A 26,482-nucleotide genomic window follows, 5' to 3' on the forward strand; every position below is an offset into this window, starting at 1 on the left:
ACGCGAACGGCGGCCTTGCGTCAGAGCAGCCCGTGCGCCCGGAACACCCGGTCGAGGATGTCGTGGACGACGGGCGCCTTGAGGGCGTTGTAGTCCATCCCGGACCCGCCGCCCGCGGCGGTCAGCCGGTCCACGGCGGCGTGCTTGGCGGCCGCGTACGCCGCGCGGTCCTCGCGGTGCTCGCGCAGCCAGTCGCGGAAGAGCCGGTGCCGGACGACCTCGGGGCAGTCCGGGCTCCACACGTGCAGGTGCGCGCGGGGCTCGGCGTGCGCGAAGACCCGGTGCTCGTGCCAGGCGCGCTCGCGCAGGCTGAGCGTGAAGCCCTCGGCCTCGAGGGCCGCGCGGTAGGCGGGCTCGTCGGTGGAGTCGGCCACGGTGAGGTCGAGGTCGATGATCGGCTTCGCGTCCAGGCCGGGCACGGACGTGGACCCGACGTGGTCCAGGGCGAGCACGCCGTCGCCGAGCGCGCGCCGGACCCGCGCGGCGAGCCCGGCGTACGCGGCGGCCCACGCCGGGTCGTGGGCGGTCACGGTGATCGGGCGGGGCGGCTGCGGCGCGACCCACTCGATGCCGTCGGGGTCGTCGGGGTAGTGCCGGACGATGTCTGCTGCGCTGACCACGCCCCGAGGCTAGCGAGCGCGCGTCGGCGGTGGGGAAGCCGCCGCTCCGGCGGCCGCCTCGCCGGCCGTCGGCTCCCGGTCGAGGTCAGCCCCGCGGCCGCTCCGGCCCCGCGCTGCCCGCGGCGTAGTCGACGAGCGGCGTCGCGCCGTCCGCCCACGCGTCGAGGATCGGCTGCACGATGCGCCAGCCCTCCTCGGCCTCCTCGGCGTGCGCCGACAGCCGGGTGTCCCCGGCGACCACCGCGAGCAGCAGCTGCCCGTACGGCGTCGGGTCCTGGCGCGCGAGCTGGGTGTCGAGCTGCACCGTCTCGAGGTCGAACGGGTCGCCCATGCCGTTGATGTTGAGGCGCAGCGCCATCCGGTCCGGGTCGAGCTGGAGCCGGAGCTCGTTGGGCTCGGGGTGCTGACCGGTGAACACGTCGTGCGGCACGGGCCGGAACCGGACGACGACCTCGCGCCGGTCCGCGTCGAGCGCCTTGCCGGTGCGCAGCCGGAACGGCACCCCGCCCCACCGCCAGTTGTCGATCGCGAGCGTCACGTCCGCGTAGGTCTCGGTCTCGTGTGCGGGGTCGACGCCCTTCGCGTCGACGTAGGCGTCGACGTGCCGGGTCTCGCCGTCCTTGCCCGTGACCTCGCCGCTCGTGTACCGGCCGCGCACCGTCGAGCGCGCGACCTCCTCGGGGGACAGCTCGCGCACCGCCCGCAGCACGTCGACCTTGCGCTTGGACAGGTCCGACGGGCCGACCGAGAGCGGCGGCTCCATCGCGACGTACGTGAGCAGCTGCAGGAGGTGGTTCTGCACCATGTCGCGCAGCGCGCCCGAGCGGTCGTAGTAGCTGCCGCGGCTCTGGGAGTCGACGGTCTCGTCGAACACGATCTCGACGCTCTCGACGAACCGGCTGTTCCAGAGCGGCTCGAGCACCGCGTTCGCGAAGCGCAGCCCGAGCAGGTTGATGACGGTCTGCTTGGCGAGGAAGTGGTCGACGCGGAACGTCCGCTCCTCGGGGACGACGGCGGCGAGCGCGGCGTTCAGCGTGCGGGCGCCGTCGAGGTCCTCGCCGAACGGCTTCTCCACGACGACGCGCAGGCCCGCGGGCCGCTCGCACTTCCCGAGCGCGGCGATCACGTCGCGGAACAGCACGTGCGGCAGCGCGAGGTAGAGCACCACCGGCTCGTCGCCCTCGGGCGCGGCCTCCTCGAACGCCTGCTGCAGCGTCGCCGGGTCGGTCACGTCGCCGTGCACGAACCCGGCCTCGTCGGCGAGCGCCTGCACCTGCTCGGCGGGCCCGTGGCCGCGGTGCTCCGCGACGACGCCGCGCACGTGCTCGCGGAACGCGTCGGGCGTCAGGTCGTCCTGCGCGACGCCGACGAGCCGCAGCCCGCCCTCGACGAGGTGCAGCACCTGCGTCAGGCCCGGGAGCAGGTAGCGGCGCGTCAGGTCGCCCGTGGCGCCCAGCACGATCATGTGTGCGGTCATCGTCGTCCGTCCCCGAGTGCGGCGGGCCCGCGGCGGTGCGTGCGCGGGCCGCTCCCACTCCACCGGAGCGGCACGGGGGCCGCAACCGGGCGGTCGGGCCCGTCGCGCGGGACATCGGGCGACGCGCTCGACGCGCACGCACCGCCGGGAGCGGGAGACGATGGCTCGGTCGAGGCTTCGGCAGCGTGGACGAGATCGAGGAGAGCCGCATGGACGGCCCCAGGGGCAGCGCAGGTGCGTCGGGCGACGCCGTGGCGGTCCGGGCGCTGGGCGCGGACGCCGCGCGGGCCCGGTCCGCGCGGCGGCTGCTGCGCGCCGAGACGGGCGAAGCCGGTCTGCAGTCCATGGTCACGCTCGCCGCGCAGCTCCTCGCGACCCCGTCCGCCGAGGTCTCGCTGGTCACCGACGTGCGTGTCATCGTGGCCGGCGTCGGGGCCCTGCCCGGCCCGGTCGGCACCGTCACCCGCCTCGAGGACTCGCTGTGCTCGCGGGTCGCGGCGCACGGCGAGCGGCTCGTGCTCACCGACGCACGCACCGACCCCCGGGTCCGCGAGTCCGCCGCCCTCGCCGACGAGCGGGTGGGCGCGTACCTCGGGGTGCCGCTGATCAGCGACGACCACCGGGTCGTCGGCGCCCTGTGCGTCTACGGACCCGAGCCGCGGCAGTGGACCGCGCACGAGATCCGCACCCTGGAGCACCTTGCCGCGGCCGCGGCCGCACAGCTCGAGATCACCGCCCTCGACGCCGAGTACGCCGCCGCCGACCGCTCGCAGATGCTCACCGCCGCGGCCCAGGCCGCCGGGCTCGGCACGTTCGCCTGGGACCTGCGCACCGGAGCGCTGCGCTGGGACGACTCCCTGCTCGAGGTCTTCGGGTACGACCACGAGTCCTTCGGCGGCACCATCGACGCCTTCAACGCCCGCGTCCACCCCGACGACCTCCCCACGGTGAGCGCCGCTCTGGACGCAGCGATCGCCGCGTGCGGGATCTACGAGGCCGAGTTCCGGGTGCGTCGTCCCGACGGGACCGTGCGCTGGCTCAGTGCCCGGGGTCAGGCCGTGGCCGGCGCGGACGGTGACGCCGAGCACCTGATCGGCGTCACCACCGACACCACCGCGTTGCGCGCCGGCGAGCAGCGCGTCCGCGAGGTGCTCGAGGACATGACCGTCGGGTACTACCACCTCGACGCCGACTGGCGGTTCACCTACGTCAACGCCGAGGCCGAACGCATCTTGAGCAGCGCGCGGGAGGACCTGCTCGGCGGAGTGGTCTGGGACCTCTTCCCCGCCGCGGTCGGCACAGGTTTCGAGGAGCACTACCGGGCTGTCGCCCGCACCGGTCGGACGGTCGTGTTCGACGCCTACTACCCCGCGCCCCTGGACGGCTGGTACGAGCTCCGCGCGGTCGCCGAGCGCGGCGGCGTCGCCGTCTACTTCACCGACGTCACGGAACGGCGCAACGCCCTCGCCGCCGCCGAGCAGGCCCGCGCGAGCTCCGCCCTGCTCGCCGCGGTGGCCACCGATCTCGCCGAGCTCCTCGACCCCGTCCAGGCGCTCCAGGCCGTCCTGCCGCACCTCGTCCCCTCGCTCGCCGACTTCGCGATCGCGAGCCTGCTCGACGAGGGCCACAGCCCCTGGGCACAACGGCTCCACGACGTCGCCGCCCTGCACGTCGACCCCCGGATGCAGCCTGTGCTGGACGAGTTCCGCGCTCTGCGTGTGCCCGCCCTGGCTCCCCGGTCGTCCGTCGCCCGCGCGCTGGCGGGGACTCAGCCCGTCGTCCACACCGGGATCCCCGAGCCGGGCAGCGTCCTGCAGGACGGCCCGGCCCAGGAGCTCCTCGGCCGGCTGGCCCCGCACACCAGCGTCGTCGTGCCGCTGCGTGGCCGCGGGCACACCCGCGGGCTGATCACGCTCGCGCGCACGGCCGCACGGGGGGAGTTCTCGCCGCGCGAGATGACGACGCTGCGCGACGTCATGGCGCAGGTGGGCCTCGCCCTGGACAACGCGCACCTGCACGCCGCCCGCCGCCACCTCGCGGAGGAGCTGCAGCGCAGCCTGCTGACCGAGCTCCCCGAACCGGACCACCTGCATCTCGTCGCCCGGTACGCCCCGGCAGCGTCCGGGGCGGCGCAGATCGGCGGGGACTGGTACGACGCGTTCCTGGTCCGCGACGGCAGCACGTGCCTGGTCATCGGGGACGTCACCGGCCACGACCTGCGCGCGGCCGTCACGATGGCGCAGGTCCGCAACGTGCTCCGCGGCGGGGCGCACGCCGTCGTCCAGCCGCCCGCACTCATCCTGTCCTCGCTGGACTGGGCGATGCACGACCTCGCCGTCGGGGCGTTCAGCACAGCGATCGTGGCGAAGATCGAGCAGACCCCCGAGCTCGCCGAGCAGGGGCTGCGGCTGTTGCGGTGGGCCAGCGCCGGGCACCTGCCGCCCGTCCTGCTGCATCCCGACGGACACGCGGAGCTCCTCACCCGCCCAGCCGACCTCCTCCTGGGGATGAGAGCCCACACGACGCGGCACGACCACACCCAGGTGATCCACCCGGAGTCCACGCTCCTGCTCTACACCGACGGCCTCGTCGAACGCCGCGGCGAGTCGCTCACCGTCGGGCTGGAACGGCTCCGCCGCCACGTCGAGACCCTCGCCGGACTGCCGCTCGACGAGCTCTGCGACCGGCTCGTCGCCGACCTCGCCGCCGACTCCGAGGACGACGTCGCCCTGCTCGCCGTGCGCGCCCACCGCGAGGACCGCCCCCGACCCGCCGAAGCCGGACCCCGCAGACTGCCCGGCGACCCCACCCACCACCTCGACACATGAAGCCCGCACGATCCCACGCGATGGGCGACCCCTGTGCCTGACGTGCGCAGCGGAGCCGACCAGGACGTACCGAGCTCCACCCCGCCGCAGACCTTCACCACGGTGGGCCGCTGGAGCCTGGAGAGCGCGTCCGAGCTGGCGCACGTCCGCCACGCGATCCACGACGCGTTGACCACCCTCGGCACCGGCGTTCCCGATCAGGTGGCGGACCAGATCGTGCTGGTCACGTCCGAGCTCGCCACGAACGCCCTGCGGCACGGCATCCCGCCCGCGGTCGTCAACCTGGGCGTCGACGGCACCGCGCTCCTGCTGGACGTCGCCGACCACCACCCGGGCCGCGCGCCGGTCCTGGCCGGGGAACGGGCGGTCGGGGCCGGTGGCTTCGGCCTGATGATCACCCAGCGCCTCGCCGCGGACGTCGGCTGGTACACCACACGCACCGCCAAGCACGTCTGGGCCACCTTTCGCACGATGCCGCCCGTGCCGTAGGCACCGGTCGCCGGTCACCTCACCTCCGCGGCCTGCCCACGGTTCTGTTGCCCCGTCGGTCCCCCTCCTCTCCTCAGGCGCGGCCTGTTCCGAGGCTGCAGGCTGGTCCTGATGCCGTCGAGGTGCTCGACGGGGACGGCGGGGCGGGGTCTGGACGGTCGTGACCGCACCCCCGTGTGCCACGTCGGCCGGGTCGGGTCGGTTCGAGCGAAGGAGGACGACATGACCGCGAAGCGCTCGCTCGAGGGGCGTCGGATCGCTGCTCTGGCGGCCGACGGGTTCGAGAAGGCCGAGCTCGTCATCCCGCTGCGGGCACTGGAGCGGGCCGGTGCGGAGGTCCACGTCGTCTCGCTGCACCGCGGGCGCATCCGTGGGCTGAACCTGCACCTGCCCGCCGGCAGGGTCCGTGTCGACAAGACGATCACCCACGCCGATCCTGCCGAGTACGACGGGCTGCTCCTGCCCGGGGGATTCATCAGCCCCGACCTGCTCCGTCAGTCGGCCGACGCACGGGCCTTCGTCCGCGCCTTCGCGGTGAGCGGACGCCCCGTCGTCACCCTCTGCCACGGGCCCTGGGTCCTCGCGTCCGCGGGCCTCCTCGAAGGACGCACCCTCACGTCGTGGCCAGGCATCCGCGACGACGTGGTCCACGCAGGCGCGACCTGGCGGGACCAGGAGGTCGTCCGGGACGGCAACCTCACCACGAGCCGAGGACCCCAGGACATGGCCGCCTTCCTGCCGGCGATGCTCGACGCCTTCGCCGAGACCTCCCCCCGGCCCGAGCCGGCGTCACGAGGTGGCAGATCCGATCCCCAGCGCGACTCGCCCCCTCGAACAGCGGTCACGGCGCTACGGCGAACCCCGAAGCCGTCTGCCGTTGCCGTGGTCGTGATCGGACTGCTGGCGGCCGCCCGGCACGGTCGACGCGGGCCCGCGCCGCGAGGCTGACCTGCGCCGAGAACATCCGTGTGCGTGTCGCCGGTCCGGCGGACCTCCACGCGAGTCCTCCTCGACAGCCGCGACCCGACGGCCTGGCCACCCGACCCACCGAGGCGCCCTGCGGATGCGATCGATCCGGGTCGATCGCATGCTGGGTGGGATCCGCAGGAAGGTCGGGCGTCGTCGCCGAGCCGCGTCAGGAGCTCCCCCATGACGAACGACACCGAGCAGTCGGACCGGCTGATCCGACCCCCGCAGCTGCGCACCGGGGAGGACCGCTCGGCATCTCGGCTCGAGCTCTTCCTCGACCTCGCCTACGTCCTGGTGATCGCAGAGATCGCCGGCGCTTTCGCGCTCGACCTCACGTGGCACGGCGCGGCGGTGTTCGCCGCGATCTTCGCCATCACCTGGTGGTCGTGGGTCACCATCACCCTGTACGCCAACCGGTTCGACACCGACGACGTCCTGTACCGGTTGGCGAAGCTCGCCGGCGCGTTCGGCGTCGCCATCATGGCCGCTGCCGCGAGCGACCCCACGGGCGCGGAGACCACGGCCTTCACCGTCGGCTACCTCATCACGCGGGTGCTCCTGCTCGCGCTGTACGCCCGGGCGTGGCGGCACGTGCACGAGGCCCGCACGACCGTCACGATCTACCTGGTCGGCACGATGGCCGGGGCGGCGTTGTGGACGGTGTCGCTGCTCGTGCCCGGACCGGCGAAGTTCTGGCTGTGGGGCCTGGGCGTCGCGCTCGAGGCGACCGCACCGCTGATCGCCACCCGCACGGGCGACAACGCACCCCTGCACGTCGAGCACCTGCCCGAGCGGTTCGGGCTCTTCGTCATCCTGGTCCTGGGCGAGTCCATCGCCTCGGTCGTCGTGGGCATGCACGACACCCACTGGAAGCCCACCTCCGTGCTCGTCGCCGCGGTCGGGTTCACCGTGGCCGCGGCGCTGTGGTGGAACTACTTCGACCTCGGGGCGGCCGCCGGCAAGCAGCAGCTCACCTCGAGCGACCGGCCCCAGCGCACCGGCAGCGCGGACCGGTACGCCTACGGCCACCTCCCCCTGACCCTCGGCCTGGCGGCCGTGGGGGTGGGGATCGAGCAGTACATCGTCCACCCCACCGGCGAGCTCACCGCGGGCGGGCGATGGGCCCTGTGCGCCGGGGCGGCGCTGTTCCTCGCCGGCACCGCCGTCATCATCTCCGGTGACCGCGGATGGCGCGCCGTGTGGCCCTGGCCCGCCGCGGCGATCCCGGTCGTCCTCGCCGTCGGCTATCTGGACGAGCTGATCCCCGCCGTCTCGGTCAGTGCGATCGGGGTCGCGATGATCGTCGTCATCCTCGCCGGCTTGCGTGAGCAACGACGCGGCACGCTGCCCGTCGACGAGTGACCCGAGAGCGCGACGGTGCTCGCTGAGCGCCCGGAGCACCTCCGGCTCACCCGCGGGCGTGGACCGGCTCGCGCGCTCCCTGGGAAGCGTCTGCGTCCCGACGGCGGCGTCACGGCGTCCCGACGGGAACGTCGGCCACGTCGCGGCGGTCAGGGGCGGGCCGTGCGCGCGCGGCGGACCGGGGCCGTGAGCGCGAGCGCCCCGTACACGAGCGCGCACAGGCCGGCGAACCCGAACGGGTTGCGGGTCACCCACTCCGGGTAGGGCGCGACGACGGCGACGAAGAGGCCCCCGACCCCCGAGACCGCCGCGTGGGTGAGCGCCGCGCCCACGCGGGTGGCGCGGTGGTCCGGCAGGGCCGCGACGGCGAGGCCGTTCGCCGTCCCGAAGAGGGTGCCCACCCAGATGCCGACGAAGGCGCCGACGACCGCGCCGTAGATCGCGATGACGACGGCGCTCCCGCTGGTGTCGGTGCTGCCTCCCCCGAGCGTGCTGCTGGACAGCACGGTCCCGCCGCAGAGAGCGCCGAGGAGCAGGCCGGCGACGATCCCCGTGAGGACCGCGTGGAGCATCGCCACGAGCCGGTCGGCCGGGCCGGTCCGGCCGGTCGGCCCGGTCCCGTCGAGCCGCTCGGTGCCGCGGGCGTGGGCGTCGACGGGAGCGGCCCAGAGCTCGCGCGGGAGGGCCCCCGGTGCCGGGCCGGTGGGCCGGAGGTCCGTCGGGAGGGCGAGGTCGCGGGTCATGGTCGTCGCCTCTGGTCGAGAGTTTGAGCGAGTGCTCAAAAAGGAGCGTAGCGCCTCGCACGCCTCCGGCGGACCGCGCGCGTCCCGGCGTGCGGAGGTCGCGGCGTCGCGCACCCGGCCGACGTGGACGCCGGCGCCCGGGGCAGCGCCGCTGGGTAGGCTCCCCGCCGTGGAGATCCTCGTCATCGGCACCGGTGCCCGTGAGCACGCCCTCGTCCGCGCGCTGTCCCGCGACCCCCAGGTGACCGGCCTGCATGCGGCCCCCGGCAACCCGGGCATCGCGGCGCACGCCCGCATCCACGGCGTCGACCCGCTCGACGGCGCCGCGGTCGCCGCGCTCGCCCGGTCCCTCGGCGTCGACCTCGTCGTCGTCGGCCCGGAGGCCCCGCTCGTCGCGGGCGTCGCCGACGCGGTGCGCGAGGCCGGCATCGCGGTGTTCGGGCCGAGCCGCGAGGCCGCCCGGCTCGAGGGGTCCAAGGCGTTCGCGAAGGAGGTCATGGCCGCCGCCGGCGTCCCGACCGCGGAGCCCCGGGTCGCCTCGACCCCCGAGGAGGCCGCCGCGGCGCTCGACGAGCTCGGCGCACCGTACGTCGTCAAGGACGACGGGCTCGCCGCCGGCAAGGGCGTCGTCGTGACCACCGACTACGCCGAGGCGCTCGCCCACGCGCACGCCTGCCTCGCCAAGCTCGGCGCGCGCGTCGTGATCGAGGAGTACCTCGACGGCCCCGAGGTCTCGCTGTTCTGCCTCTCCGACGGCACGACCGTCGTCCCGCTCGTCCCCGCGCAGGACTTCAAGCGCGCGCACGACGACGACCGCGGCCCCAACACCGGGGGCATGGGCGCGTACTCGCCGCTGCCGTGGGCGCCGCCCGGGCTCGTCGAGGAGGTCGTCACCCGCGTCGCGCAGCCGACGGTCGACGAGATGGCCCGGCGCGGGACCCCGTTCGCGGGCGTCCTCTACGTCGGCCTCGCGCTCACGACGCGCGGCACCAAGGTCGTCGAGTTCAACGCGCGCTTCGGTGACCCCGAGACCCAGGTCGTGCTGGCGCGCCTCGCGACCCCGCTCGCCGGCGTGCTGCACGCCGCGGCGACCGGCGCGCTCGCGGACCTGCCCCCGCTCGAGTGGACCGACCAGGCCGCCGTGACGGTCGTCGTCGCGTCCGAGGGCTACCCCGGCGCGGTCCGCGGCGGCGACGAGATCACCGGCATCGAGGACGCCGAGCAGGTCCCCGGGGTGCACGTGCTGCACGCCGGCACCGCGCTCCAGCAGAACCCGGCCGGGGACGACGACGACGCGCTCGAGGGCGCCCGGCTCGTCTCGGCCGGCGGGCGCGTGCTCTCGGTCGTCGGCGTCGGCGCCGACCTCGCGGACGCGCGCGCCGCCGCGTACGCGGGCGTCGAGCGGATCGAGCTCGCGGGCTCGCACCACCGCGGGGACATCGCGCGCGCCGTGTCGCTCGGCCCGTCGGCCTGACGGTCCGGCGTCGGCGGTCGTCGCGCCCGTCGGCGTTCGTGTCGCGCTAGCGTCGCACCGTGCGTGCGCCGCGGCAGGGGCAGGTCGACGTCGAGCTCGTCGAGACGGTCGGCGACGCGGAGGTGCCCGCGGCCGAGCCCGGCGCCGACTGGCGTGAGCTCCTGCGCGGCGTCCCGGCCCGGGCCTGGGTCGCCGCGGCCGCGGTCGTCGCGCTCGTCGCCGGCGTCGTCGTCGCCGTCGAGTGGCGCGCGGACCGTGCGCAGGCGGCCCGGATCGCGCGCACGGACGGGCTCACCGCGTCGCTCGCCGAGCCGCTCCAGGAGCTGTGGCGCGTGCCGCGCGAGGGCGCGGTGGGCGTCGTCGGGGACGTGCTCGTCCTGTACGGCGGCCCCGGTCAGGGCGTGCTCGGCGTCGGGACGGACGACGGCGTGACCCGGTGGGAGCAGCCCGTCGGCGGCTCCGGCTGGTGCTGGGTCGAGCGGGTCGGCGCGGAGGACGAGCGCGCCACCGTGTGGTCCGGGGGGATCCGGCAGCACGAGCCGGGGACGGCGGTGCTCGCGTGCTCCGACACCCTCGGCGGGGGCATCGACGACCTCTCCCGCACCGAGGTCACCGTCATGGACCCGGAGCGGGGAGACGTGCTCCGCCGGGTGGACCTGGGCAGCACGGGCTCGACCGCCGAGGTCGACGACGGGGTCGCGGTGCTCGGCGTCGACGGCGAGGACCGGGTGGTCGGGAGCCGATGGGACATCCTCACCGGCGAGCGCGTCTGGGAGTACGTCGGCCCGCGGGTCGACCAGGACTCCAGCGGCACCGCCACTTCCCACGACGGCAGCACGATGACCCTGCGGGTGGGCGAGGTGTCCGTGACGCTCGACCTGCGGACCGGCCGGGCCGTCGACACCGCCGGGGGCGGGCGTCCGGTGACGCAGGAGCTCGACCGGCTGCCGCTCGCGGACGGCGGGATCGCGGTCTCGACCGCGGTCGACGACGAACGCCACGAGGTCGTGGTGCACGACGAGGACGGCGGGCTGCGCTTCACGACCGCCGGCCACGCGCTCCGCCCGGTCGCCGACGACGGCAGCGCCCCGCGGACCCTGCTGCTCGTCTCGGCGAAGCGGCCGGGGATCATGGCCGTGGACGCCCGGACCGGCGACGAGCTCTGGCGGTCGAGCATCTCCTCCTGGCAGGTCGCGGTCCTCGCCGGGCTGGTCGTCCTGCGGGACCAGCAGGTCCTCACCGCCGTCGACGCGCGCACCGGGGTGACCGTCTGGGAGCACGACGACACCGCTCCCCGGACGGGCGTGAGCCTCCTGACCGACGGCCGGCGGCTGCTGACGCCCGTCCAGGTCGACGGCCGGACGCACCTCCTCACGCGGGACGTGGAGACGGGCCGGGAGGTCTGGCGTGCCCCGGCACCCGGGGCGGACGGCTACCTGGACCGGCTGCCCGACGGGCGCGTGCTCGTCGTCGGCCGGGGGGAGACGGTCGTGCTGGCGCCGTAGCGGGGTCGTGGCAGGGGCGGCGGGTGCGCGCGCCGGAACCGCGGCAGGGCTACGGGCTCAGCTCGCCGACCACCCGCGCGGCCTCGGCGCGGAGCGTGACTCCGCGCTCGAGCGCGCTCGTCTCGAGCCGGGCGAGCGCGTCCTGCGGTCCGCCGCCCTCGTGCACCATGACGATGCCGACGGCCTGGTCGATCGTCGCGCGGGCCGCGATCGCCGCCCGGAGCTCCCTCGCGAGGCGGGGGGCGTCGCCGGCCCGGACGAACATGTCGAGCGTGCGCGCGAGGACCTCGGTGTACATCTCCGCGCGGGCGAGCGCCGCGCGGTCCCAGGCGTCCGGCTCGCGCGCGTACAGGTTGAGCGCGACGTCGAAGTCGTGCCCGATGCGCCGCGGCACGGCGGCGGACGACGCGAACCCCGCGAGCGTGCACGCCTCGCGCCACGACGGCCACCGGGTCTCGGTCTCGACCCGCGGGACGACGAGCACGGCGCCCGCGTCCATGGCCGCCAGGCAGGGTCCCTCGCCGGCGAGGTGCTCGACCTCGTCGCACAGCTCGGCGGCGACGTCGCTGCTCGCGACCGACGTCGCCTCACCGGCCCGCCGCACCGTGATCGAGGTCGAGGTCCCGGGGGCGATGCGCTCGGCGGCCAGGGGTGCGACGGCGCGGACGTACTCCTCGAGGTCGGTCGTGGAGTGCGCGAGGGCCTCCAGGGCGCTGCGGGCGAGCGTGCGCTCGTGCTCGAGGTCCACGACCGGCTCCTTCCGGGGCTGTGCTGACCCCAGGGTGCGACGCGCGGCGGCGACGCGCCATCCGACAGGTGCCCCGGCGCGCCGCGTCCCCGCGGCCCGGGGGCGCGACCGACGGTTCCGGCGGCACCGGTGCGCGGCGCGAACGCGTCCTCCCCGCCCGCGGCGCGTGCGGCAGGATGTGCGCGTGACCGCGACGACCGCACCGGCCGGCTGGACCCACACCTACTCGGGGAAGGTCCGCGACCTGTACGTCCCCGACGCCGCCACCGAGGCGGGCCGCGCGGTGCAGGACCGGCACGGCGACGTCGTGCTCGTCGTCGCGAGCGACCGGATCAGCGCGTACGACCACGTGCTCGCGTCCGAGATCCCCGACAAGGGCATCGTCCTCACCCAGCTCAGCCTGTGGTGGTTCGCGCAGCTCGAGGACCTCGTGCCGAACCACGTCGTGACCGCCGAGCCGGGCGACGAGCCCGGGGACGTCCCGCCCGCCTTCGCCGGGCGCGCGATGGTGTGCCGGCGGCTCGAGATGTTCCCCGTCGAGTGCGTGGCCCGCGGCTACCTCACCGGCTCGGGCCTCGCGGAGTACCGGGCGGGTGGGAAGGTCACCGGGATCCCGCTGCCCGCGGGGCTCGTCGACGGCTCGCGCCTGCCGGAGCCGATCTTCACGCCCGCGACCAAGGCCGAGCTCGGCGACCACGACGAGAACGTCAGCTTCGACGTCGTCGCGCGAACCGTCGGCGCGGAGACGGCCGAGCGCCTGCGGGAGCTCACGCTCGCGGTCTACGCGCGCGCCGAGGGCATCGCCCGGGAGCGCGGCGTCGTCCTCGCGGACACCAAGCTCGAGTTCGGCACCGACCCCGTGACGGGCGCGATCACGCTCGGCGACGAGGTGCTCACGCCGGACTCCTCGCGGTTCTGGCCCGCCGACGCCTGGGAGCCTGGCCGCGCGCAGCCCAGCTTCGACAAGCAGTACGTGCGCGACTGGCTCACGTCGCCCGCGTCCGGCTGGGACCGCGCGGGGGACGCCGCGCCGCCCGCGCTCCCGGCCGAAGTCGTCGAGCGCACCCGGGCCCGGTACGTCGAGGCGTTCGAGCGGCTGACCGGGCGTCCGCTGGGCTGAGCCGCGGCAGAACTGGTCCCGCCCGGGCCGGTCCGCGGGCCCCGCGGTGTGCGAAGGTGGGGAGTCGATGGAAATGTGCTGACCCGATCGGGGCCGGCGACACCGGTGCACGGGCGGACCTCCGCCGGACGGGCCGGTACGGCATGCCTGAGATCTCCTCCTACCTCGACGAGCTCGCCCGCGAGGTCGCGCAGTCGTTCGGCGAGTCCGCCGGTTCGAGCATCACGTTCCAGCACCACGGCGCGGTGCTCCGCGTCGCGAGCAGCGACGAGGCGTCCGCCCGCTGCGACCAGGTCGAGTCGCGCCTGCACAGCGGCCCGTGCCTCCAGGCGATGGAGACCCAGGAGGCGGTGGTCGTGCCTCGGCTGGCGGACCTCACGGAGTGGCCCGAGTGGCGCGAGCAGGCGGTGCACGAGGGGTACGTCTCCGCGGTCGCCGTGCCCGCGCCCGTGGCGCCCGACGTGGCGGTCGCGCTCAACGTCTACTTCATGCGGGCGGAGGGGTGGGACGACGGCATGCTGGCCGTCGCGCAGCAGCACGCCCGGGCGATCGCCCGCGCCGTGCAGGGCCGGCTCGTGCTCCTCACCGCGGCCCACGCGGCGAACGAGGTGCGCGCGGCGGTGGGGAGGCGCGTCACGGTCGAGCACGCTGTCGGCGCCATCATGCACTGCAACGCCTGCACGCCCGACGAGGCGCTCGAGGTCCTGCGCCGCACGTGCGCCGACGTCGACGTGAGCCTCGAGACGGCTGCCCGCATCGTCGTCGGGGTTCTGTCGGGTGCGCCGACGGGTTCGCGGACGAGGCTCGACGAGCGCTGACCCGGCGCATCAGTGAGGATCGAGCGGGACGAGAGGAGCACCGTGGAACCTGTTCCGGGGACGGCCGAGGTGCTGCGAGCGCTGCGGGAGTCAGGCGCGGGTGACATCGAGAGTGCGCTGCGCGAGCTCGCGGACCGTGTCGCCGAGGTCGTGCCGTCGTGCGTGGGGGTCAGCCTCAGCGTCGCGCACGGTGGGCTGACCTTCACGCTCGCGTCGTCGAGCACGGACGCGGCCCGGCTCGACGCGGTCCAGTACCTCGTGGGCGGGCCGTGCGTCGGCACCGCGTCCGAGAACGTCGAGATCGAGCTCGGCGATCTGCTGGACGAGGACCGGTGGCAGCGCTTCGCGGTGTCCGCGGCCGCGGCGGGCGTGCGCAGCACCTTGTCGCTCCCGCTCGTCGTCGCGGGCGTGGGCCCCGGGTCGGTCAACCTGTACGCCGCCGACGAGCACGCGTTCGTGGACGCCCGCGAGGCCCTGCGCGACGTCGTGGGCGCCGGCGTGGACGTGGCGGTGACCAACGCGGACCTCTCGTTCCGCACCCGCGACGCGGCCGCGGCCGCGCCGCACAACCTGCGGGAGCTCGACCTCGTCGAGCAGGCCGTCGGTTACCTCATGGCGAGCGAGCGGATCGACGCCGAGCAGGCGCGCGGGCGGCTCGCCGAGGCGGCCGAGCGAGCGGGCATCGACCTCGTGGCCGTCGCCCGGACCCTGGTCGGCGACGGCTGACCGCGGGCTCGAGGACGCCCCGTACGCTGGCGCCCTCCGAGCTGACGCGCGATGCTGGTCGGGAAGCGGATGCCGGTAGGGGAGTGGTCACGATGCAGCTCTCGCTGGAGCACGCAGAGGCGGTCGGGGCGCTGCAGGACGCGCTCGCCGCGGCGACCGGGGTCGACGAGCTCCTCGGCGGCGTGGTGCTGCACGCCGCCGCGCACGTGCCGGACGGGGTGCACGTCGCCGTCACGGTGCACCGGACCGACCGGGACCCGCGGAGCGCGGGCAGCAGCCCCGGGGCGTCGTCCTGCGTCGAGGCGGAGCTCGGGTCGTACGACGGCCCGTCCGTGACCTCGGTGGCGCAGGGTCACCGCGTCGTCGTCGTCGACGTCGACGCGGAGGCATGGTGGCCCGCGTGGCGCTCAGCTGCCGTCGCGGCGGGCTTCCGCACCGCGGCGGTCGTGACGCGGACCGTCCGGGAGGAGTGCGCGGTCACGTTCACCGTGCTCAGCGAGCGGCAGGAGTCCTGGGACGCGGACGCGCTCGTCCGCACCGAGCTGTACGTGCAGGAGGTCGCGCGGGCGCTCGAGGTCTGCCTGAGGTGGGCCGACGGCGCCGAGCTCGCTGCGGACCTGCGGTCGACGCTCGCGGGGCGCGCGGTGATCGACCAGGCGGTCGGGGTGATCATGGCCGAGAACCGGTGCTCGGCGGAGGACGCGCGGGCCGTGCTGGAGAGCGCCTCGGTCAACCGGAACGTGGACCCGCGGGACGTCGCCGCGGCACTGATCGAGAGCGTCACGGGCGTCGCACCCTCCGTGCCGGCGGAGTTCGTGGCGCGGCCGGCCGCGCGGCCGCGAGCGTCGAGGCGCCCCCGCCCCCGCGGGTGACATCTCGGCGCGACGCCGCAGGTGACGGCCCCGGAGCGGCGCCGACGCCCCCCGGAGACCGCACGAGGGCCGGATCGGGGGGATGATGGACGCCGGTGCGCCGGTTCGCGACTCGCCGTCAGGCATCAGGAGCGCACGGTGGACCCGATCCCCGAGACCGCACGGCTGCTCGCGTCCTTGGACGAGGACAACCAGGCCCGCCTCGCCGCGACGCTGCGGCGCACGGCCCAGGACGCGGCGCGGCTCGTCCCCTCCCTCGTCGGCCTGAGCCTGACCCTCGGCGAGCACGGCCTCACCCTGACGCTCGTCGCGTCCGACGACGTCGCGCACGCACTCGACGGGGTGCAGGACCGGGTCGGCGGCGCGTCCGGAGCGGCGCTGCTCGACGGCCGGGGGGACGCCGTGCCGGACCCCCTGAGCGAGGAGCGCTGGGCGCAGCACGCGCACGCGGCGTCGGGCAACGGCGTGCGGAGCACCCTGACGTTCGCACTCGACGGGCGGGGCGCGCTCACGCTGTACGCCGCCGCCCCCCGGGCGTTCGCCGGGCGGGAGGACGCCGTGCGCCAGGCCCTCGGCGTGCCGGGCGGGCCCGGTGTGACGAACGGCGACGTGCCGTTCCGGAGCCTCAGCGACGCGCAGGACGCTGCGGCTCGGCTCGCGGACCACGGCCTCCTCGAGCGTGCCGTCGGGTTCGTGGCGGCCTCCCGGAAGGTCGGCGTCGACGAGGCGCGGACCCTGCTGCGGGCAGCTGCGCTCCGGGTGGGGGTCGACGTGGTGCTGCTCGCGAGCACGATCCTGAACGGCCCCCCGCAAGGCGTCGGCCACGACCTCGACGGTGACCACGACCTCGAGGCCGGGGGTCGCGGCGCGTCCTGACGCCGCAGCACGCGGGGGCTACGTGGCCCGTCGCGGTGTGACGCGATCGCGGTCCGCGCACCGGGTGACGAAGGTTAGGCTTACCTTCACATCGCGAGCGCGCCTGGGGGGCAGGTCGTGCGCGCGAGTCCTCGTCGAACCTGAACGGAGCCACCCGTGCCTGCACGCACGTCCCGCCGTCGGCCGCTCGCCGTCGTCGCCGCGACCGCCGCGGCCCTCGCCCTGACCCTCACCGCCTGCGCGTCCGAGGACACCGCGGCCGAGCCCGAGGGGACCGCGGGCGGTGGCGCCTTCCCGGTGACGATCGAGTCCGCGCTCGGCGAGGCCGTGATCGAGCAGGCCCCCGAGCGCGTCGTGACCCTCGGCTGGGGCTCCGGCGACATCGCGTACTCGCTCGGCGTCACGCCCGTCGGCGTCGAGGAGGACGCGTGGGGCGGCGACGAGGACGGCTACCAGCCGTGGCTGCGCGCCGCGATCGAGGAGGACGGCGGCGAGCTGCCCACGACCGTCCAGATGTACCCCGAGCTCGACGTCGAGGCGCTCGTCGGGCTCGAGCCCGACCTGATCCTCGCGCCGCAGTCCGGGCTCGAGCAGGACGTGTTCGACCAGCTCTCCGAGTTCGCGCCCGTCGTCGCCTACCCGGGCGAGCCGTGGCAGACGACCATCGAGGACCAGGTGCGGATCGCCGCCGAGGCGCTCGGGGTGCCCGAGAAGGCCGCCGAGGTGCTGGAGGCGCGCGAGACCGCGCTGACCGACGCCGCCGCGGCGCACCCCGAGTTCGCGGGCACCACGTTCGCGTACGTGTACGGCGGCACGCCCGGCACGCTGAGCGTCTACCTGCCCGGCGACACCCGCGTTTCGCTGCTCACGGGCCTCGGCCTCGAGCTCGCGCCGTCGGTCGCCGGCCTGACCGCGAGCGAGGGCACCTTCGCCGCGACGCTCGGTCTCGAGAACGCCGACCAGCTCGCCGACGCCGACGTGCTGTTCACGTGGTTCAACGACGAGACCGAGCAGCAGGCCACCGAGGCGCAGCCGCTCTGGCAGCAGATCCCCGCGTTCCAGCGCGGCTCGTACCTGCCGATGGTCGACACGACGCTCGGCATGGCCGTGTCCGTCGCGTCGCCGCTGAGCATCCCGTGGGCGCTCGACACCTACGTGCCGCAGATCGCCGAGGCCGTCGCGGCCGTCCCTGCGTCCTGACGGCGACGCGGCCGTGCCGGCTCCGGAGCGCCCCGGCGTCCCGGACCGGCGCGGCCGCGACGCCCACGTCCGCCCCGTGAGCCCCAGGTGACGCACCGATGAGCACCCTCGACGCACCGCCGTCGGCCCGAGCCCCGCACGTCACCGGCGTGCGGGGCTCGCGCGCGCGCTCGTGGGGGCTCGCCGCCGGGCTGCTCGGCGCCGTCGCGCTCGTCGCGGTCGCGTGCGCGCTGAGCGTCACCGTCGGCTCGAAGGCGGTGCCGCTCGGTGACGTGTGGGGTGCGCTCGTCGCGCCCGACGACTCGTACGCGTCCGTCGTGGTGGCGTCGCGGCTCCCGCGGACGGTGCTCGGGATCCTCGTCGGTGCCGCGCTCGCCGTGGCCGGCGCCGTGATCCAGGGCATCACGCGCAACCCGCTCGGCGACCCCGGCCTGCTCGGCGTCAACGCCGGCGCCGCCGCGTCGGTCGTTTTCGTGACGGCGGTCGCGGGAGCCGGCGCCGGGCGGTCCGTGTGGGCCGCGGTGCCCGGCGCGCTGCTCGCCGCGGGCGCCGTGTACGCGATCGGCTCGGGCGGGCGGGGACCGACGCCGGTGCGGCTCGTGCTCGCCGGCGCGGCCGTCACGGCGGCGCTCGTCGCGCTCGTCGAGGCCATCTCGCTCGCCAACCCCACGGTGTTCGACAGCTACCGCGTGTGGGCCGTCGGGTCGCTCGCCGGGCGCGACGCCGGGGCGACCGCGCGCATCCTGCCGTTCGTCGTCGGCGGGCTGCTCGTCGCGCTCGCGCTGTCCCGGGCGCTCAACGCGCTCGCGCTCGGGGACGAGGCCGCGACGTCGCTCGGGCTGCGGGCCGGGCGCACGCGGCTCGTCGGCGGGTTCGCCGCAGCGCTGCTCACCGCCGCGTCGGTCGCCGCGGTCGGGCCGGTCGCGTTCGTCGGGCTCGCCGTGCCGCACGTCGTGCGCGCGTTCACCGGGTCGGACCACCGCTGGCTCCTGCCGTACTGCGCGCTGCTCGGCCCGGTCCTCGTGCTCGGGTCCGACGTCGTCGGGCGCGTGATCGCCCGGCCCGGGGAGCTCATGGTCGGCGCGGTCACGGCGTTCGTCGGGGCGCCGTTCCTCATCGCGGCCGTGCGCCGGGGGAGGGCCGGGCTGTGAGCGCCGCGCAGGAGGGCCCGTCGCTGCTCCGCCTCGGCGACCGCGTCGCCCTCCTGACGAACCGGCGCGCGGTCACGGTGTGCCTCGTGCTGGCCGTCGTCGCGCTCGCGACCGTGCTCGTGACGCTGACGATCGGCGACCTCGGCGTCCCACTGACGGAGCTGCCGACCGTGCTCGCGGGCGGCGGCAGCCGCGCGCAGGAGTGGGTCGTGCTCACCAACCGGCTCCCGCGGCTCGCGGTCGGGCTCGGCGCCGGGGCGGCGTTCGGCGTCGCGGGCGCGATCTTCCAGAGCGTCACGCGCAACCCGCCCGGCAGCCCGGACGTCATCGGGCTCGGTGCCGGTGCGGCGGCCGGCGCGGCGGCGGCGGGGCTGGTCTGGCCCGGCGTCGTGCCGGTGCCCGCGGGCGCGCTCGTCGGGGCGTTCGTCGCGATCCTCGCCGTGTGGGTCGGGTCGGGGCGCGGGTTCGCGGCGCCGTACCGGATGGTCGTGACCGGCATCGCCGTCGGCGCGATGGCGCTCGCGTTCGTGCAGCTCGCGATCCTGCGGGCGACCCGCGAGGACGCGCAGGTCGTCGCCGCGTGGCTCAACGGGAGCCTCGGGTCGCGCGGCTGGTCGGACGCCGCGACCGTCGCCGTCGCGCTCGTCGTGCTGCTGCCGCTCGCGCTCGCGTTGAGCCGCCGCCTGCAGCTCGTCGAGATGGGGGACGACGCCGCGACCGGCCTGGGCGTCGACGCCGGGCGCACGCGCACGCTCGCCGTCGTCGTCGCGGTGCTGCTCACCGGGGCGGCCGTCGCGGTGTGCGGGCCGGTGGCGTTCGTCGCGCTGACCGCCCCGCAGATCGCCCGGCGGCTCACGCGCTCGTCGGGCCCCGGCATGGTCGCCGCCGCGGTCACGGGGGCGACGCTGCTCGTGCTCGCCGACCTGCTCGCGCAGCGGCTGCCCTTCGGCGTGCAGTACCCGGTGGGGATCGTGACCGCCGGCCTCGGCGGGGTGTACCTGGCGTTCCTGCTGGTCCGTGAGTGGAGAAGGGGTGCGGTGTGACGCCGACGACGACAGCGGCCGGGCCAGGGTCCGGGGCGACGGGTCCGGGGGTGACGGGGCCTGCGGCGGCGCCGCTGCGCGCCGAGCGCGTGACGCTCGCCTACGACCGGACCGACGTGGTGCACGACCTGTCCGTGACGATCCCGCGCGCGTCGTTCACGGTGATCATCGGCCCCAACGGCTGCGGCAAGTCGACGCTCCTGCGGGCCCTCGCCCGCACGCTCCGGCCGCGCACCGGCGAGGTCCTGCTCGACGGCGAGCCGCTGACCCGCCTGCGCTCGCGCGACGTCGCCCGGCGCCTCGCGCTCCTGCCGCAGAGCCCGCTGGCCCCGGAGGCCATCACGGTCGGCGACCTCGTCGCGCGCGGCCGCTACCCGCACCAGGGCCTGCTGCGGCAGTGGTCGGCGGCCGACGCCGTGGCCGTCGCCGACGCGATGCACGCGACCGAGGTGACCGAGCTGCGCGACCGCCTCGTCAGCACCCTCTCGGGCGGCCAGCGCCAGCGCGTGTGGCTCGCGATGGCCCTCGCCCAGCAGACCGACCTGCTGCTGCTCGACGAGCCGACGACGTTCCTCGACATCGCCCACCAGTTCGAGGTCATGGACCTGTGCGCGCGCCTGCACGAGGAGGGCCGGACGCTCGTCGCGGTGCTGCACGACCTCAACCAGGCGGCCCGGTACGCGACGCACCTCGTCGCGATGAAGGACGGCCGTGTCGTCGCCGAGGGCACGCCCGCCGAGGTCGTCACGCCCGAGCGGATCGCCGAGATCTTCGACCTCGCGTGCCGCGTCGTCGAGGACCCCGAGACCGGGACGCCGATGGTCATCCCCGCACGGCGGCCCGTGCGCTGAGCCCGTCCCGGCGATCTCCCTGGACCGGCGGGAGGCCGGCGGCGCACGATGACCCCGTGCACGCGCCGAGGAGCAGGTCGTTCGCCGACGTCGTCCGCGAGGTGCGGGAGGCCGCCGACGCGAGCCCTGCGCCGCGCGAGGCGCCCGGGCAGCGGCTCGTCGAGCCCGCGGGCCGGGCGTGGCGCGAGGTCGAGGACGAGATCACCGAGGCCCGCGCGCGCGAGCTCGTGCAGGCCGGTGCCGCGCTCGCGTGGGACGACTGCGGGAGCCTCGGCTACGGCGCCCCGGTCGACTGGGTCGCGCGCGACGAGGCCGCGGCGCTCGCCGCCGACGGGCCGCCCGTGCTGCGGTCGGGGCGGAACCGCTCGGCGAGGCTGAGCGCCTGGCGGGCCGACGACGGCGGGTGGCTCGTGCTCGCGTCGATGTCGGTCCGCTGGGGGCGACGGCTCGACTGAGCCGCCGCTCGAGGCGTCGGCGTCCCGTCCGCGGTCCCCTCGGTCGTCCCCTCCGCCGAGCCCTCAGCCCAGCCCCGCGGCCCGGGCCTTGATCGCCGCCTGCATGCGCGACGAGCACCCGAGCTTCCCGAGCACGCGCGACACGTGCGTCTTCGCGGTCGCCTCGGTGATGACGAGCTCGGCCGCGAGCTCCGCGTTCGACAGTCCGCGCGCGAGGCAGCCGAGCACGTCGCGCTCGCGTGCCGTCAGGTCGGCGTAGCCGTCGATCTGCTCGGGCGTCGCGGGGGCGACCGGGGCCGGGGCGACGAACGCCGCGAGCAGCCGGCGCGTGACCTCGGGGGCCACGACGCCCTCCCCGGCGGCGACCCGGCGGACGGCGTCGAGCAGCGCCGCGGCCTCCGTCGACTTGAGCAGGAACCCCGCCGCCCCGGCGCGCAGCGCGCCGAACACGTACTCGTCGAGGTCGAACGTGGTGAGCACCAGCACGTCCGCGAGGCCCTCGCCGGTGATCGTCCGGGTCGCCTCGATGCCGTCGGTCCCCGGCATGCGGAGGTCCATGAGCACGACGTCGGGCCGCAGCGCCCGCGCGTTCGTGACCGCCGCGGCGCCGTCGCCCGCCTCGCCGACGACCGTGATCGCCGGGTCGGTCTCGAGCATGAGGCGCAGGCCCGCCCGGATCGCGGCGTGGTCGTCCGCCACGAGGACGCGCACCGGCGTCGGGGCGGCCGTCACGACGACCCGAGCGGGAGCGTCGCGACGACGGACCAGCGCGACCCGTCGGTCCGGCCGGCGGTGAACCGTCCCCCGAGCGCCTCGGCGCGCTCGCGCATCGTGAGCAGCCCGAGCCCGGAGCCGTCGGCGGCGCGGCTGGGCGCGCCGTCCGGGCCGGACCCGACGACGGCCCCGACCCGAGCGGCCGTCGACTCCACGGCCAGGGTGAGCGCGCCGTCGTGCACCTCGACCGCGACCCGCACGTGCGAGCCCGGGGCGTGCTTCGCGGCGTTCGTGAGCGACTCCTGGAGGATCCGGTAGGCCGCCTGGTCGACGGCCGAGGGCAGGGCCGGCAGCTCGTCGAGCGTCGTCCCGTCCCAGGCGACGTGCAGCCCGGCGGCCTCGGTCGCGGCGACGAGCTCGGTCGCCTCGCGCAGGCGGGGGGCGGACACGGTCGGGTCCTCGGAGGCGGCGCCGCCGGTCCGCAGCAGCAGGATCATCGAGCGCATCTCCTGCAGCGACGTCACGCTCGCGGCGCGGACGGACGCGAGCGCCGCACGGTCGCGGGCGGCGGCCCGGGGGTCGGTCGGCGGGACGGCGAGCGCCGCCTCGGCGTGGATCGCGATGGCGGAGAGGTTGCCCGCGATCGCGTCGTGCAGGTCGCGGGCCATCCGCGCGCGCTCCTCGGCGACGAGCTCGGCGGCCTGCAGCGACGCGAGCCGGCGCTGGTCCTCGGCGCGGGCCGTGGCGAGGTCGGTGAGCTCGGACTGCCGCCGGACCGCGGTGCCCCACCACAGCGGCGTCCCGATGAGCGCGACGTACTGCAGCGCGAGGAACACCGTGGTCTGCAGGTCGTGCGTGACGCCCCACAGCAGCGCGGTCCCGAGGGCGCCCAGCGCGACGGCCGACGAGCGGAGCGTCGCGGCGGCCAGCGGGCGGGCGTGGACGGCCGCCGAGTAGATGAGGTCGACGAGCACGACGATGACGCCGACGCTCCCCCCGAGGTACCCGTCGACGACGAACAGCGCGACGGCCACGAGCAGCACCCCGACGGGCCAGCGCCGCTTCACCACCATGAGCGCGCAGCCGACGGCGAGCAGGGCGAGCGGCACCGCGGGCCCGGGCAGGCGGTTATCGGCCATGTCGCTCCAGGTCCCGTCGATCCCGACCGCGATCGTCAGGAGCCCGACGAGCGCGACCGCCCCGGCGTCGAGGAGGTCGCTCGTGCGCTCCGACGCGCGCACGCGCCGGTACCAGGCGGCGTCCGGGAGCCTCATCCGGCCATCCCAGCACAGCGCGCGCCGCAGGGGGTCCGACGAAGGATGTACCCGGCCGTCACGGCTCCCCCCTTTCGCCCGACGCCCCCGCACCGCCCGGCGGCGCACGCTCGGCGCATGGCCCCTGACCTGCTCGGACAGCTCGTCGTCCTCGCCCTCATCGACAGCACGAGCTTCGGCACGCTGCTCATCCCGGTGTGGTTCCTGCTCGTGCCGGGGCGCGTGCGGGCGCAGCGCGTGCTGGTGTTCCTCGGCACGGTCGCGACGTTCTACCTCGTGGTCGGCATCGTGCTGATGTCGGGCGCCCGCGCGGCGCTGGGGAGCGGGTGGGGGCTGCGCGAGGGGACCCCGGGGTCGATCGTGCAGCTCGTCCTCGGCGGGGCGCTGCTGCTGTGGGCGCTCGCGTACCGGGCGCCCCGCGCCGAGGCGGTGCCGGCGGGTGCTGCGGGTGCTGCGGGTGCGGTAGGGGCGGTGGGTGCGCGCGGGCAGGGCGTCGCCGGCACGGTCGACGACGCGCACCGGCTCCCGGACGTCGCGCCGGCGGCGGAGCGCCCGGCCGGCACGCGGCGGCAGGGTCGGGTGCTGCGCTGGCGCGACCGGGCGATGAGCGGCGAGGCCGGCGGCGTCGGCGCGCTCGTGGGGCTGGCCGTCGCGGCGGCGGCGGTCGAGCTCGGGTCGATGCTCCCGTACCTCGCCGGGATCGGGCTGCTCACCGGGTCGGAGCTCACGTGGGCCGGACGCGCGACGGTGCTCGTCGGCTACTGCCTCGTCATGGTCCTGCCCGCGCTCGTGCTGCTCGCGGGCCGCGTGGTCGCCGCGCGCGCCGTCGAGCCGCTGCTCGGGCGGGTCGCGCGCTGGATGGAGCGGTCGGCCGGGGAGACGACGGCGTGGGTCCTCGGGATCGTCGGCTTCCTGCTCGCGCGCGACGCGCTGACGCGGCTGCCGTGGGTGCTCGACGCGGTGCGCTCGATCGGGTCGGTCGCGGGGATCGGCGACTGAGGTGCGGCGTCGCGGGGGACCGGCGACCGAGGCGCTCCCTCGGGCGGGGCAGGCCCGCGGGGGTCGTCGCGCGGGCGATGAGTTCCGGCCGTCGCGCCGGTCTGCCCCGTGACCGTCGGGCGACGTCGCACGGCTCCGCCCGGCCCCGGACACCCACGGAGGACGCGATGACGACGACGCCGAACCGCCCGACGACGCTGCTCCCCGGCCGCCCGCCGGTCGTGGACCAGGCCACGTGGCAGGCCGCGCGCGACGAGCTGCTGGTCCGCGAGAAGGCGCACACCCGCGCGGGCGACGCCCTGGCCGCCGAGCGCCGCCGGCTGCCGATGGTCGAGCTCGACCCGACCGTCGAGGTCGTCGGCGCCGACGGGCCCGTCCCGTTCCTCGACCTGTTCCAGGGCCGGGACGAGCTGCTGGTCTACAAGCACATGTGGCACGACGGGGCGCCGCACCAGGGCCAGTGCGAGGGCTGCACCGTCTCGGCGTGGCAGCTGCAGGACACCGCGTACCTGCGCGCCCGCGGCGTCTCGTTCGCGGTCGTGACGACCGGCGTGTGGGACGAGGTGGCGCCCTACGTCGAGTTCATGGGCTACCCCCAGCCCTGGTACTCGGTGCGGGACCTGCCCGAGCCGGTCGGCGGCGACATGGGGGCCTACGCGTGCTTCCTGCGCGACGGCGACCGCGCCTTCCTCACCTACGCGACGACCGGCCGCGGCGTCGAGCCGGGCAGCGCGTCGTTCGCGCTGCTCGACATGACGCCGTACGGGCGCGGGGAGTCGTGGGAGGAGAACCCGGCGGGCTGGCCCGCGGGGCAGGGCGCGTGCTGGTACTGGCGCACGGACGTCGACGGCAACGGCACCTGGGGACCGACGGGCCGCCCGACACCGCAGTGGACGCGCCCGGGCGTGACGCCCGAGACCACCCTCGGCCGGCACGGCGCGCACCACTGACCCCCGGGCGTCCCGAGGAGCGCGCCGTGCGGCGGCGTGCTCGCGCTGGGGGCGCGCGGGACGGCCCCGGGCGCGGGAAACGGTGCTTCACGCCTCCCGCGCCCGGGGACGGCTCGGCGCGTCGCTCAGGCGCCCGGCCGGGCCCCGGACGCGCGGGGCGACGCGTGCGGACCCGGCGCCCGGGACACGTCGTCGGTCATCACGACCCGGTCCCGGCCGTCGGCCTTGGCGTCGTACAGGGCCGCGTCGGCCGCGGCGTAGAGCTCGCGCATCGTGGTGTGCGCCGACGTGTGCGCGACCCCGATGCTCACGGTCAGCGGCACCGGGCCGTCCGCACCGCGCAGCGGGGTGCGCCGGACCAGGCGCAGGAGCTCCTCCGCGACGTCGAGCGTCGCCTGGCGGCCCCAGCCGGGCAGCAGGAGCGCCATCTCGTCGCCGCCGAGCCGGGAGGCGATCGTGCCGGCCTGCGCGCGGCGGCGCAGCAGGTCGCCGACGTGCGCGAGGGCGTCGTCGCCGACGGGGTGCCCACGCTCGTCGTTGATGACCTTGAACCGGTCGAGGTCGAGGATCATCAGGCCCGTGCCGTCGCCGGTCTGCGCGAGGGCGCACGCGGCGGCGTCGTCGAGCACGCGGCGGGTGGCCAGCCCGGTGAGCGGGTCGACGGCGGCCTGCTCGGTGAGCCGGGTCACGAGGCGGTCCTGGCGTTCGCCGGCCTGCACGAGGACCGCGGCCAGGACGGTGAGCATCGCGCCGATGTACGCGAGGTCGGTCGCGGCCCGGCCGGGCGGCAGGAGCGTGAAGACGACCCAGGCGTTGCCCAGCACCGCGAGGACGGTCACGAGCGCGACGGGCTTGCGGCCGAGCTGCGACGCGGCGAACACGACGGGGAACGCGAAGAACGCCTGCGCGGCCGCGCTCGCGTCGGCGGTCGCCACGTCGAGGCCCGCGATGATCGCGATCCCGACGACGGGCGTGACGAGCCAGGTCGCGGCCGGTGCGCGGTGGCCGTGCCGGTACAGCGCGACGGCCAGCGGGAGCACCGCGAGGTTGACGCCCGTGACGAGCACCAGCGCGACGAGCGAGGACGGTCCCTGGCCGAGGGCCGTGAAGACCAGCGTGACGAGCGCGGCGACGGCGACGAGGACCGCCGCGGCGCGCGCTGCACCCCGCGGGTCCCTCGGCCGGCACGCCTGCTCCCATGACACGCCCCCACCATCG

25 protein-coding genes are annotated in these 26,482 nt (G+C 76.1%); 18 read left to right on the forward strand and 7 right to left on the reverse strand.

Going from position 1 to position 26,482, the window contains the following annotated elements; translation table 11 throughout:
• Positions 1 to 20: 20 nt before the first annotated feature.
• The gene (locus CCE01nite_RS08540; protein ID WP_034628236.1) at positions 21 to 620 is read right to left on the reverse strand and encodes a GrpB family protein; all 600 of its coding nucleotides are present in this window, start codon (positions 618 to 620) and stop codon (positions 21 to 23) included.
• A gap of 85 nt (positions 621 to 705) precedes the next feature.
• Positions 706 to 2,097 (reverse strand): glucose-6-phosphate dehydrogenase, encoded by a 1,392-nt coding sequence (locus CCE01nite_RS08545; protein ID WP_034628232.1) that lies wholly within the window; start codon positions 2,095 to 2,097, stop codon positions 706 to 708.
• 209 nt (positions 2,098 to 2,306) lie between these two features.
• Between CCE01nite_RS08545 and CCE01nite_RS08550 the strand changes: the two genes are divergently transcribed.
• The 4 genes from CCE01nite_RS08550 (at position 2,307) to CCE01nite_RS08565 (ending at position 7,745) form a co-directional block, all read left to right on the forward strand.
• Complete coding sequence (locus CCE01nite_RS08550; RefSeq protein ID WP_034628265.1) at positions 2,307 to 4,925, forward strand: SpoIIE family protein phosphatase; 2,619 nt, start codon at positions 2,307 to 2,309, stop codon at positions 4,923 to 4,925.
• 42 nt (positions 4,926 to 4,967) lie between these two features.
• Complete coding sequence (locus CCE01nite_RS08555) at positions 4,968 to 5,414, forward strand: ATP-binding protein (RefSeq protein WP_034628230.1); 447 nt, start codon at positions 4,968 to 4,970, stop codon at positions 5,412 to 5,414.
• Positions 5,415 to 5,636: 222 nt separating this feature from the next.
• Positions 5,637 to 6,362: a type 1 glutamine amidotransferase domain-containing protein gene (locus tag CCE01nite_RS08560; protein WP_034628262.1), complete on the forward strand. Its 726-nt coding sequence runs from the start codon at positions 5,637 to 5,639 to the stop codon at positions 6,360 to 6,362.
• A 201-nt stretch (positions 6,363 to 6,563) separates the two neighbouring features.
• A complete protein-coding gene (locus CCE01nite_RS08565; RefSeq protein WP_034628228.1) occupies positions 6,564 to 7,745 on the forward strand; it encodes a low temperature requirement protein A in 1,182 nt (393 codons plus the stop codon).
• A gap of 149 nt (positions 7,746 to 7,894) precedes the next feature.
• On the opposite strand, the gene CCE01nite_RS08570 is transcribed toward CCE01nite_RS08565, so the two are convergent.
• The gene (locus CCE01nite_RS08570; RefSeq protein ID WP_034628227.1) at positions 7,895 to 8,488 is read right to left on the reverse strand and encodes a hypothetical protein; all 594 of its coding nucleotides are present in this window, start codon (positions 8,486 to 8,488) and stop codon (positions 7,895 to 7,897) included.
• Positions 8,489 to 8,657: 169 nt separating this feature from the next.
• On the opposite strand from CCE01nite_RS08570, the gene purD reads away from it, so the two are divergent.
• Both purD and CCE01nite_RS08580 read left to right on the forward strand, forming a co-directional pair.
• A complete protein-coding gene (gene purD / locus CCE01nite_RS08575; RefSeq protein ID WP_034628224.1) occupies positions 8,658 to 9,962 on the forward strand; it encodes a phosphoribosylamine--glycine ligase in 1,305 nt (434 codons plus the stop codon).
• A gap of 59 nt (positions 9,963 to 10,021) precedes the next feature.
• The gene (locus CCE01nite_RS08580; RefSeq protein WP_034628221.1) at positions 10,022 to 11,467 is read left to right on the forward strand and encodes an outer membrane protein assembly factor BamB family protein; all 1,446 of its coding nucleotides are present in this window, start codon (positions 10,022 to 10,024) and stop codon (positions 11,465 to 11,467) included.
• Between the two features lie 49 nt (positions 11,468 to 11,516).
• Here CCE01nite_RS08580 and CCE01nite_RS08585 read toward each other — a convergent pair whose 3' ends face one another.
• Positions 11,517 to 12,215, reverse strand: a complete 699-nt coding sequence (locus tag CCE01nite_RS08585; protein ID WP_034628217.1) for an ANTAR domain-containing protein — start codon at positions 12,213 to 12,215, stop codon at positions 11,517 to 11,519.
• A gap of 184 nt (positions 12,216 to 12,399) precedes the next feature.
• Between CCE01nite_RS08585 and CCE01nite_RS08590 the strand changes: the two genes are divergently transcribed.
• The 10 genes from CCE01nite_RS08590 to CCE01nite_RS08635 all read left to right on the forward strand — a co-directional run bounded on the left by CCE01nite_RS08590 (position 12,400) and on the right by CCE01nite_RS08635 (position 21,327).
• Positions 12,400 to 13,335: a phosphoribosylaminoimidazolesuccinocarboxamide synthase gene (locus CCE01nite_RS08590; protein ID WP_246056374.1), complete on the forward strand. Its 936-nt coding sequence runs from the start codon at positions 12,400 to 12,402 to the stop codon at positions 13,333 to 13,335.
• Between the two features lie 143 nt (positions 13,336 to 13,478).
• Positions 13,479 to 14,153 carry a GAF and ANTAR domain-containing protein gene (locus tag CCE01nite_RS08595; RefSeq protein WP_034628210.1) on the forward strand — a complete coding sequence of 225 codons (675 nt, stop codon included), beginning with the start codon at positions 13,479 to 13,481 and terminating at the stop codon, positions 14,151 to 14,153.
• Positions 14,154 to 14,195: 42 nt separating this feature from the next.
• Positions 14,196 to 14,879, forward strand: a complete 684-nt coding sequence (locus tag CCE01nite_RS08600; protein WP_169744002.1) for an ANTAR domain-containing protein — start codon at positions 14,196 to 14,198, stop codon at positions 14,877 to 14,879.
• Positions 14,880 to 14,971: 92 nt separating this feature from the next.
• Positions 14,972 to 15,751, forward strand: a complete 780-nt coding sequence (locus CCE01nite_RS08605; RefSeq protein WP_141372179.1) for an ANTAR domain-containing protein — start codon at positions 14,972 to 14,974, stop codon at positions 15,749 to 15,751.
• 138 nt (positions 15,752 to 15,889) lie between these two features.
• On the forward strand, positions 15,890 to 16,627 hold the full coding sequence (locus tag CCE01nite_RS08610; RefSeq protein ID WP_034628204.1) for an ANTAR domain-containing protein: 738 nt from the start codon (positions 15,890 to 15,892) through the stop codon (positions 16,625 to 16,627).
• Positions 16,628 to 16,783: 156 nt separating this feature from the next.
• Complete coding sequence (locus CCE01nite_RS08615) at positions 16,784 to 17,827, forward strand: iron-siderophore ABC transporter substrate-binding protein (protein ID WP_034628200.1); 1,044 nt, start codon at positions 16,784 to 16,786, stop codon at positions 17,825 to 17,827.
• A 98-nt stretch (positions 17,828 to 17,925) separates the two neighbouring features.
• On the forward strand, positions 17,926 to 18,978 hold the full coding sequence (locus tag CCE01nite_RS08620) for a FecCD family ABC transporter permease (RefSeq protein WP_052103925.1): 1,053 nt from the start codon (positions 17,926 to 17,928) through the stop codon (positions 18,976 to 18,978).
• Complete coding sequence (locus CCE01nite_RS08625) at positions 18,975 to 20,021, forward strand: FecCD family ABC transporter permease (protein WP_141372180.1); 1,047 nt, start codon at positions 18,975 to 18,977, stop codon at positions 20,019 to 20,021. The genes CCE01nite_RS08620 and CCE01nite_RS08625 overlap by 4 nt, the downstream gene beginning before the upstream one ends.
• A gap of 50 nt (positions 20,022 to 20,071) precedes the next feature.
• Positions 20,072 to 20,872, forward strand: coding sequence for an ABC transporter ATP-binding protein (locus CCE01nite_RS08630; RefSeq protein WP_034628190.1), 801 nt, complete (start codon positions 20,072 to 20,074; stop codon positions 20,870 to 20,872).
• A 56-nt stretch (positions 20,873 to 20,928) separates the two neighbouring features.
• Positions 20,929 to 21,327, forward strand: a complete 399-nt coding sequence (locus CCE01nite_RS08635) for a hypothetical protein (protein ID WP_034628185.1) — start codon at positions 20,929 to 20,931, stop codon at positions 21,325 to 21,327.
• A 63-nt stretch (positions 21,328 to 21,390) separates the two neighbouring features.
• On the opposite strand, the gene CCE01nite_RS08640 is transcribed toward CCE01nite_RS08635, so the two are convergent.
• Positions 21,391 to 22,059, reverse strand: a complete 669-nt coding sequence (locus CCE01nite_RS08640; RefSeq protein WP_281282373.1) for a response regulator — start codon at positions 22,057 to 22,059, stop codon at positions 21,391 to 21,393.
• Complete coding sequence (locus CCE01nite_RS08645; protein WP_052103919.1) at positions 22,056 to 23,315, reverse strand: sensor histidine kinase; 1,260 nt, start codon at positions 23,313 to 23,315, stop codon at positions 22,056 to 22,058. The genes CCE01nite_RS08640 and CCE01nite_RS08645 overlap by 4 nt, the downstream gene beginning before the upstream one ends.
• A gap of 117 nt (positions 23,316 to 23,432) precedes the next feature.
• On the opposite strand from CCE01nite_RS08645, the gene CCE01nite_RS08650 reads away from it, so the two are divergent.
• Together CCE01nite_RS08650 and CCE01nite_RS08655 are read left to right on the forward strand one after the other, a co-directional pair.
• Entirely contained in the window at positions 23,433 to 24,314 is an 882-nt protein-coding gene (locus tag CCE01nite_RS08650) for a GAP family protein (RefSeq protein ID WP_170223955.1), read from the forward strand.
• Positions 24,315 to 24,481: 167 nt separating this feature from the next.
• On the forward strand, positions 24,482 to 25,264 hold the full coding sequence (locus CCE01nite_RS08655; RefSeq protein ID WP_141372182.1) for a DUF899 family protein: 783 nt from the start codon (positions 24,482 to 24,484) through the stop codon (positions 25,262 to 25,264).
• 125 nt (positions 25,265 to 25,389) lie between these two features.
• On the opposite strand, the gene CCE01nite_RS08660 is transcribed toward CCE01nite_RS08655, so the two are convergent.
• Complete coding sequence (locus tag CCE01nite_RS08660; RefSeq protein ID WP_141372183.1) at positions 25,390 to 26,469, reverse strand: GGDEF domain-containing protein; 1,080 nt, start codon at positions 26,467 to 26,469, stop codon at positions 25,390 to 25,392.
• Positions 26,470 to 26,482 lie beyond the last annotated feature (13 nt).

This window comes from Cellulomonas cellasea (assembly GCF_006538745.1).
Lineage (GTDB): Bacteria > Actinomycetota > Actinomycetes > Actinomycetales > Cellulomonadaceae > Cellulomonas_A > Cellulomonas_A cellasea.

What these genes read in the sequence shown, in the direction of transcription:
- CCE01nite_RS08545 (WP_034628232.1), bottom strand. Translation starts at nt 2,097, where the DNA reads ATGACCGCACACATGATCGTGCTGGGCGCCACGGGCGACCTGACGCGC.
- CCE01nite_RS08550 (WP_034628265.1), top strand. Translation starts at nt 2,307, where the DNA reads ATGGACGGCCCCAGGGGCAGCGCAGGTGCGTCGGGCGACGCCGTGGCG.
- CCE01nite_RS08560 (WP_034628262.1), top strand. Translation starts at nt 5,637, where the DNA reads ATGACCGCGAAGCGCTCGCTCGAGGGGCGTCGGATCGCTGCTCTGGCG.
- CCE01nite_RS08565 (WP_034628228.1), top strand. Translation starts at nt 6,564, where the DNA reads ATGACGAACGACACCGAGCAGTCGGACCGGCTGATCCGACCCCCGCAG.
- CCE01nite_RS08570 (WP_034628227.1), bottom strand. Translation starts at nt 8,488, where the DNA reads ATGACCCGCGACCTCGCCCTCCCGACGGACCTCCGGCCCACCGGCCCG.
- CCE01nite_RS08595 (WP_034628210.1), top strand. Translation starts at nt 13,479, where the DNA reads ATGCCTGAGATCTCCTCCTACCTCGACGAGCTCGCCCGCGAGGTCGCG.
- CCE01nite_RS08605 (WP_141372179.1), top strand. Translation starts at nt 14,972, where the DNA reads ATGCAGCTCTCGCTGGAGCACGCAGAGGCGGTCGGGGCGCTGCAGGAC.
- CCE01nite_RS08620 (WP_052103925.1), top strand. Translation starts at nt 17,926, where the DNA reads ATGAGCACCCTCGACGCACCGCCGTCGGCCCGAGCCCCGCACGTCACC.
- CCE01nite_RS08645 (WP_052103919.1), bottom strand. Translation starts at nt 23,315, where the DNA reads ATGAGGCTCCCGGACGCCGCCTGGTACCGGCGCGTGCGCGCGTCGGAG.
- CCE01nite_RS08650 (WP_170223955.1), top strand. Translation starts at nt 23,433, where the DNA reads ATGGCCCCTGACCTGCTCGGACAGCTCGTCGTCCTCGCCCTCATCGAC.
- CCE01nite_RS08655 (WP_141372182.1), top strand. Translation starts at nt 24,482, where the DNA reads ATGACGACGACGCCGAACCGCCCGACGACGCTGCTCCCCGGCCGCCCG.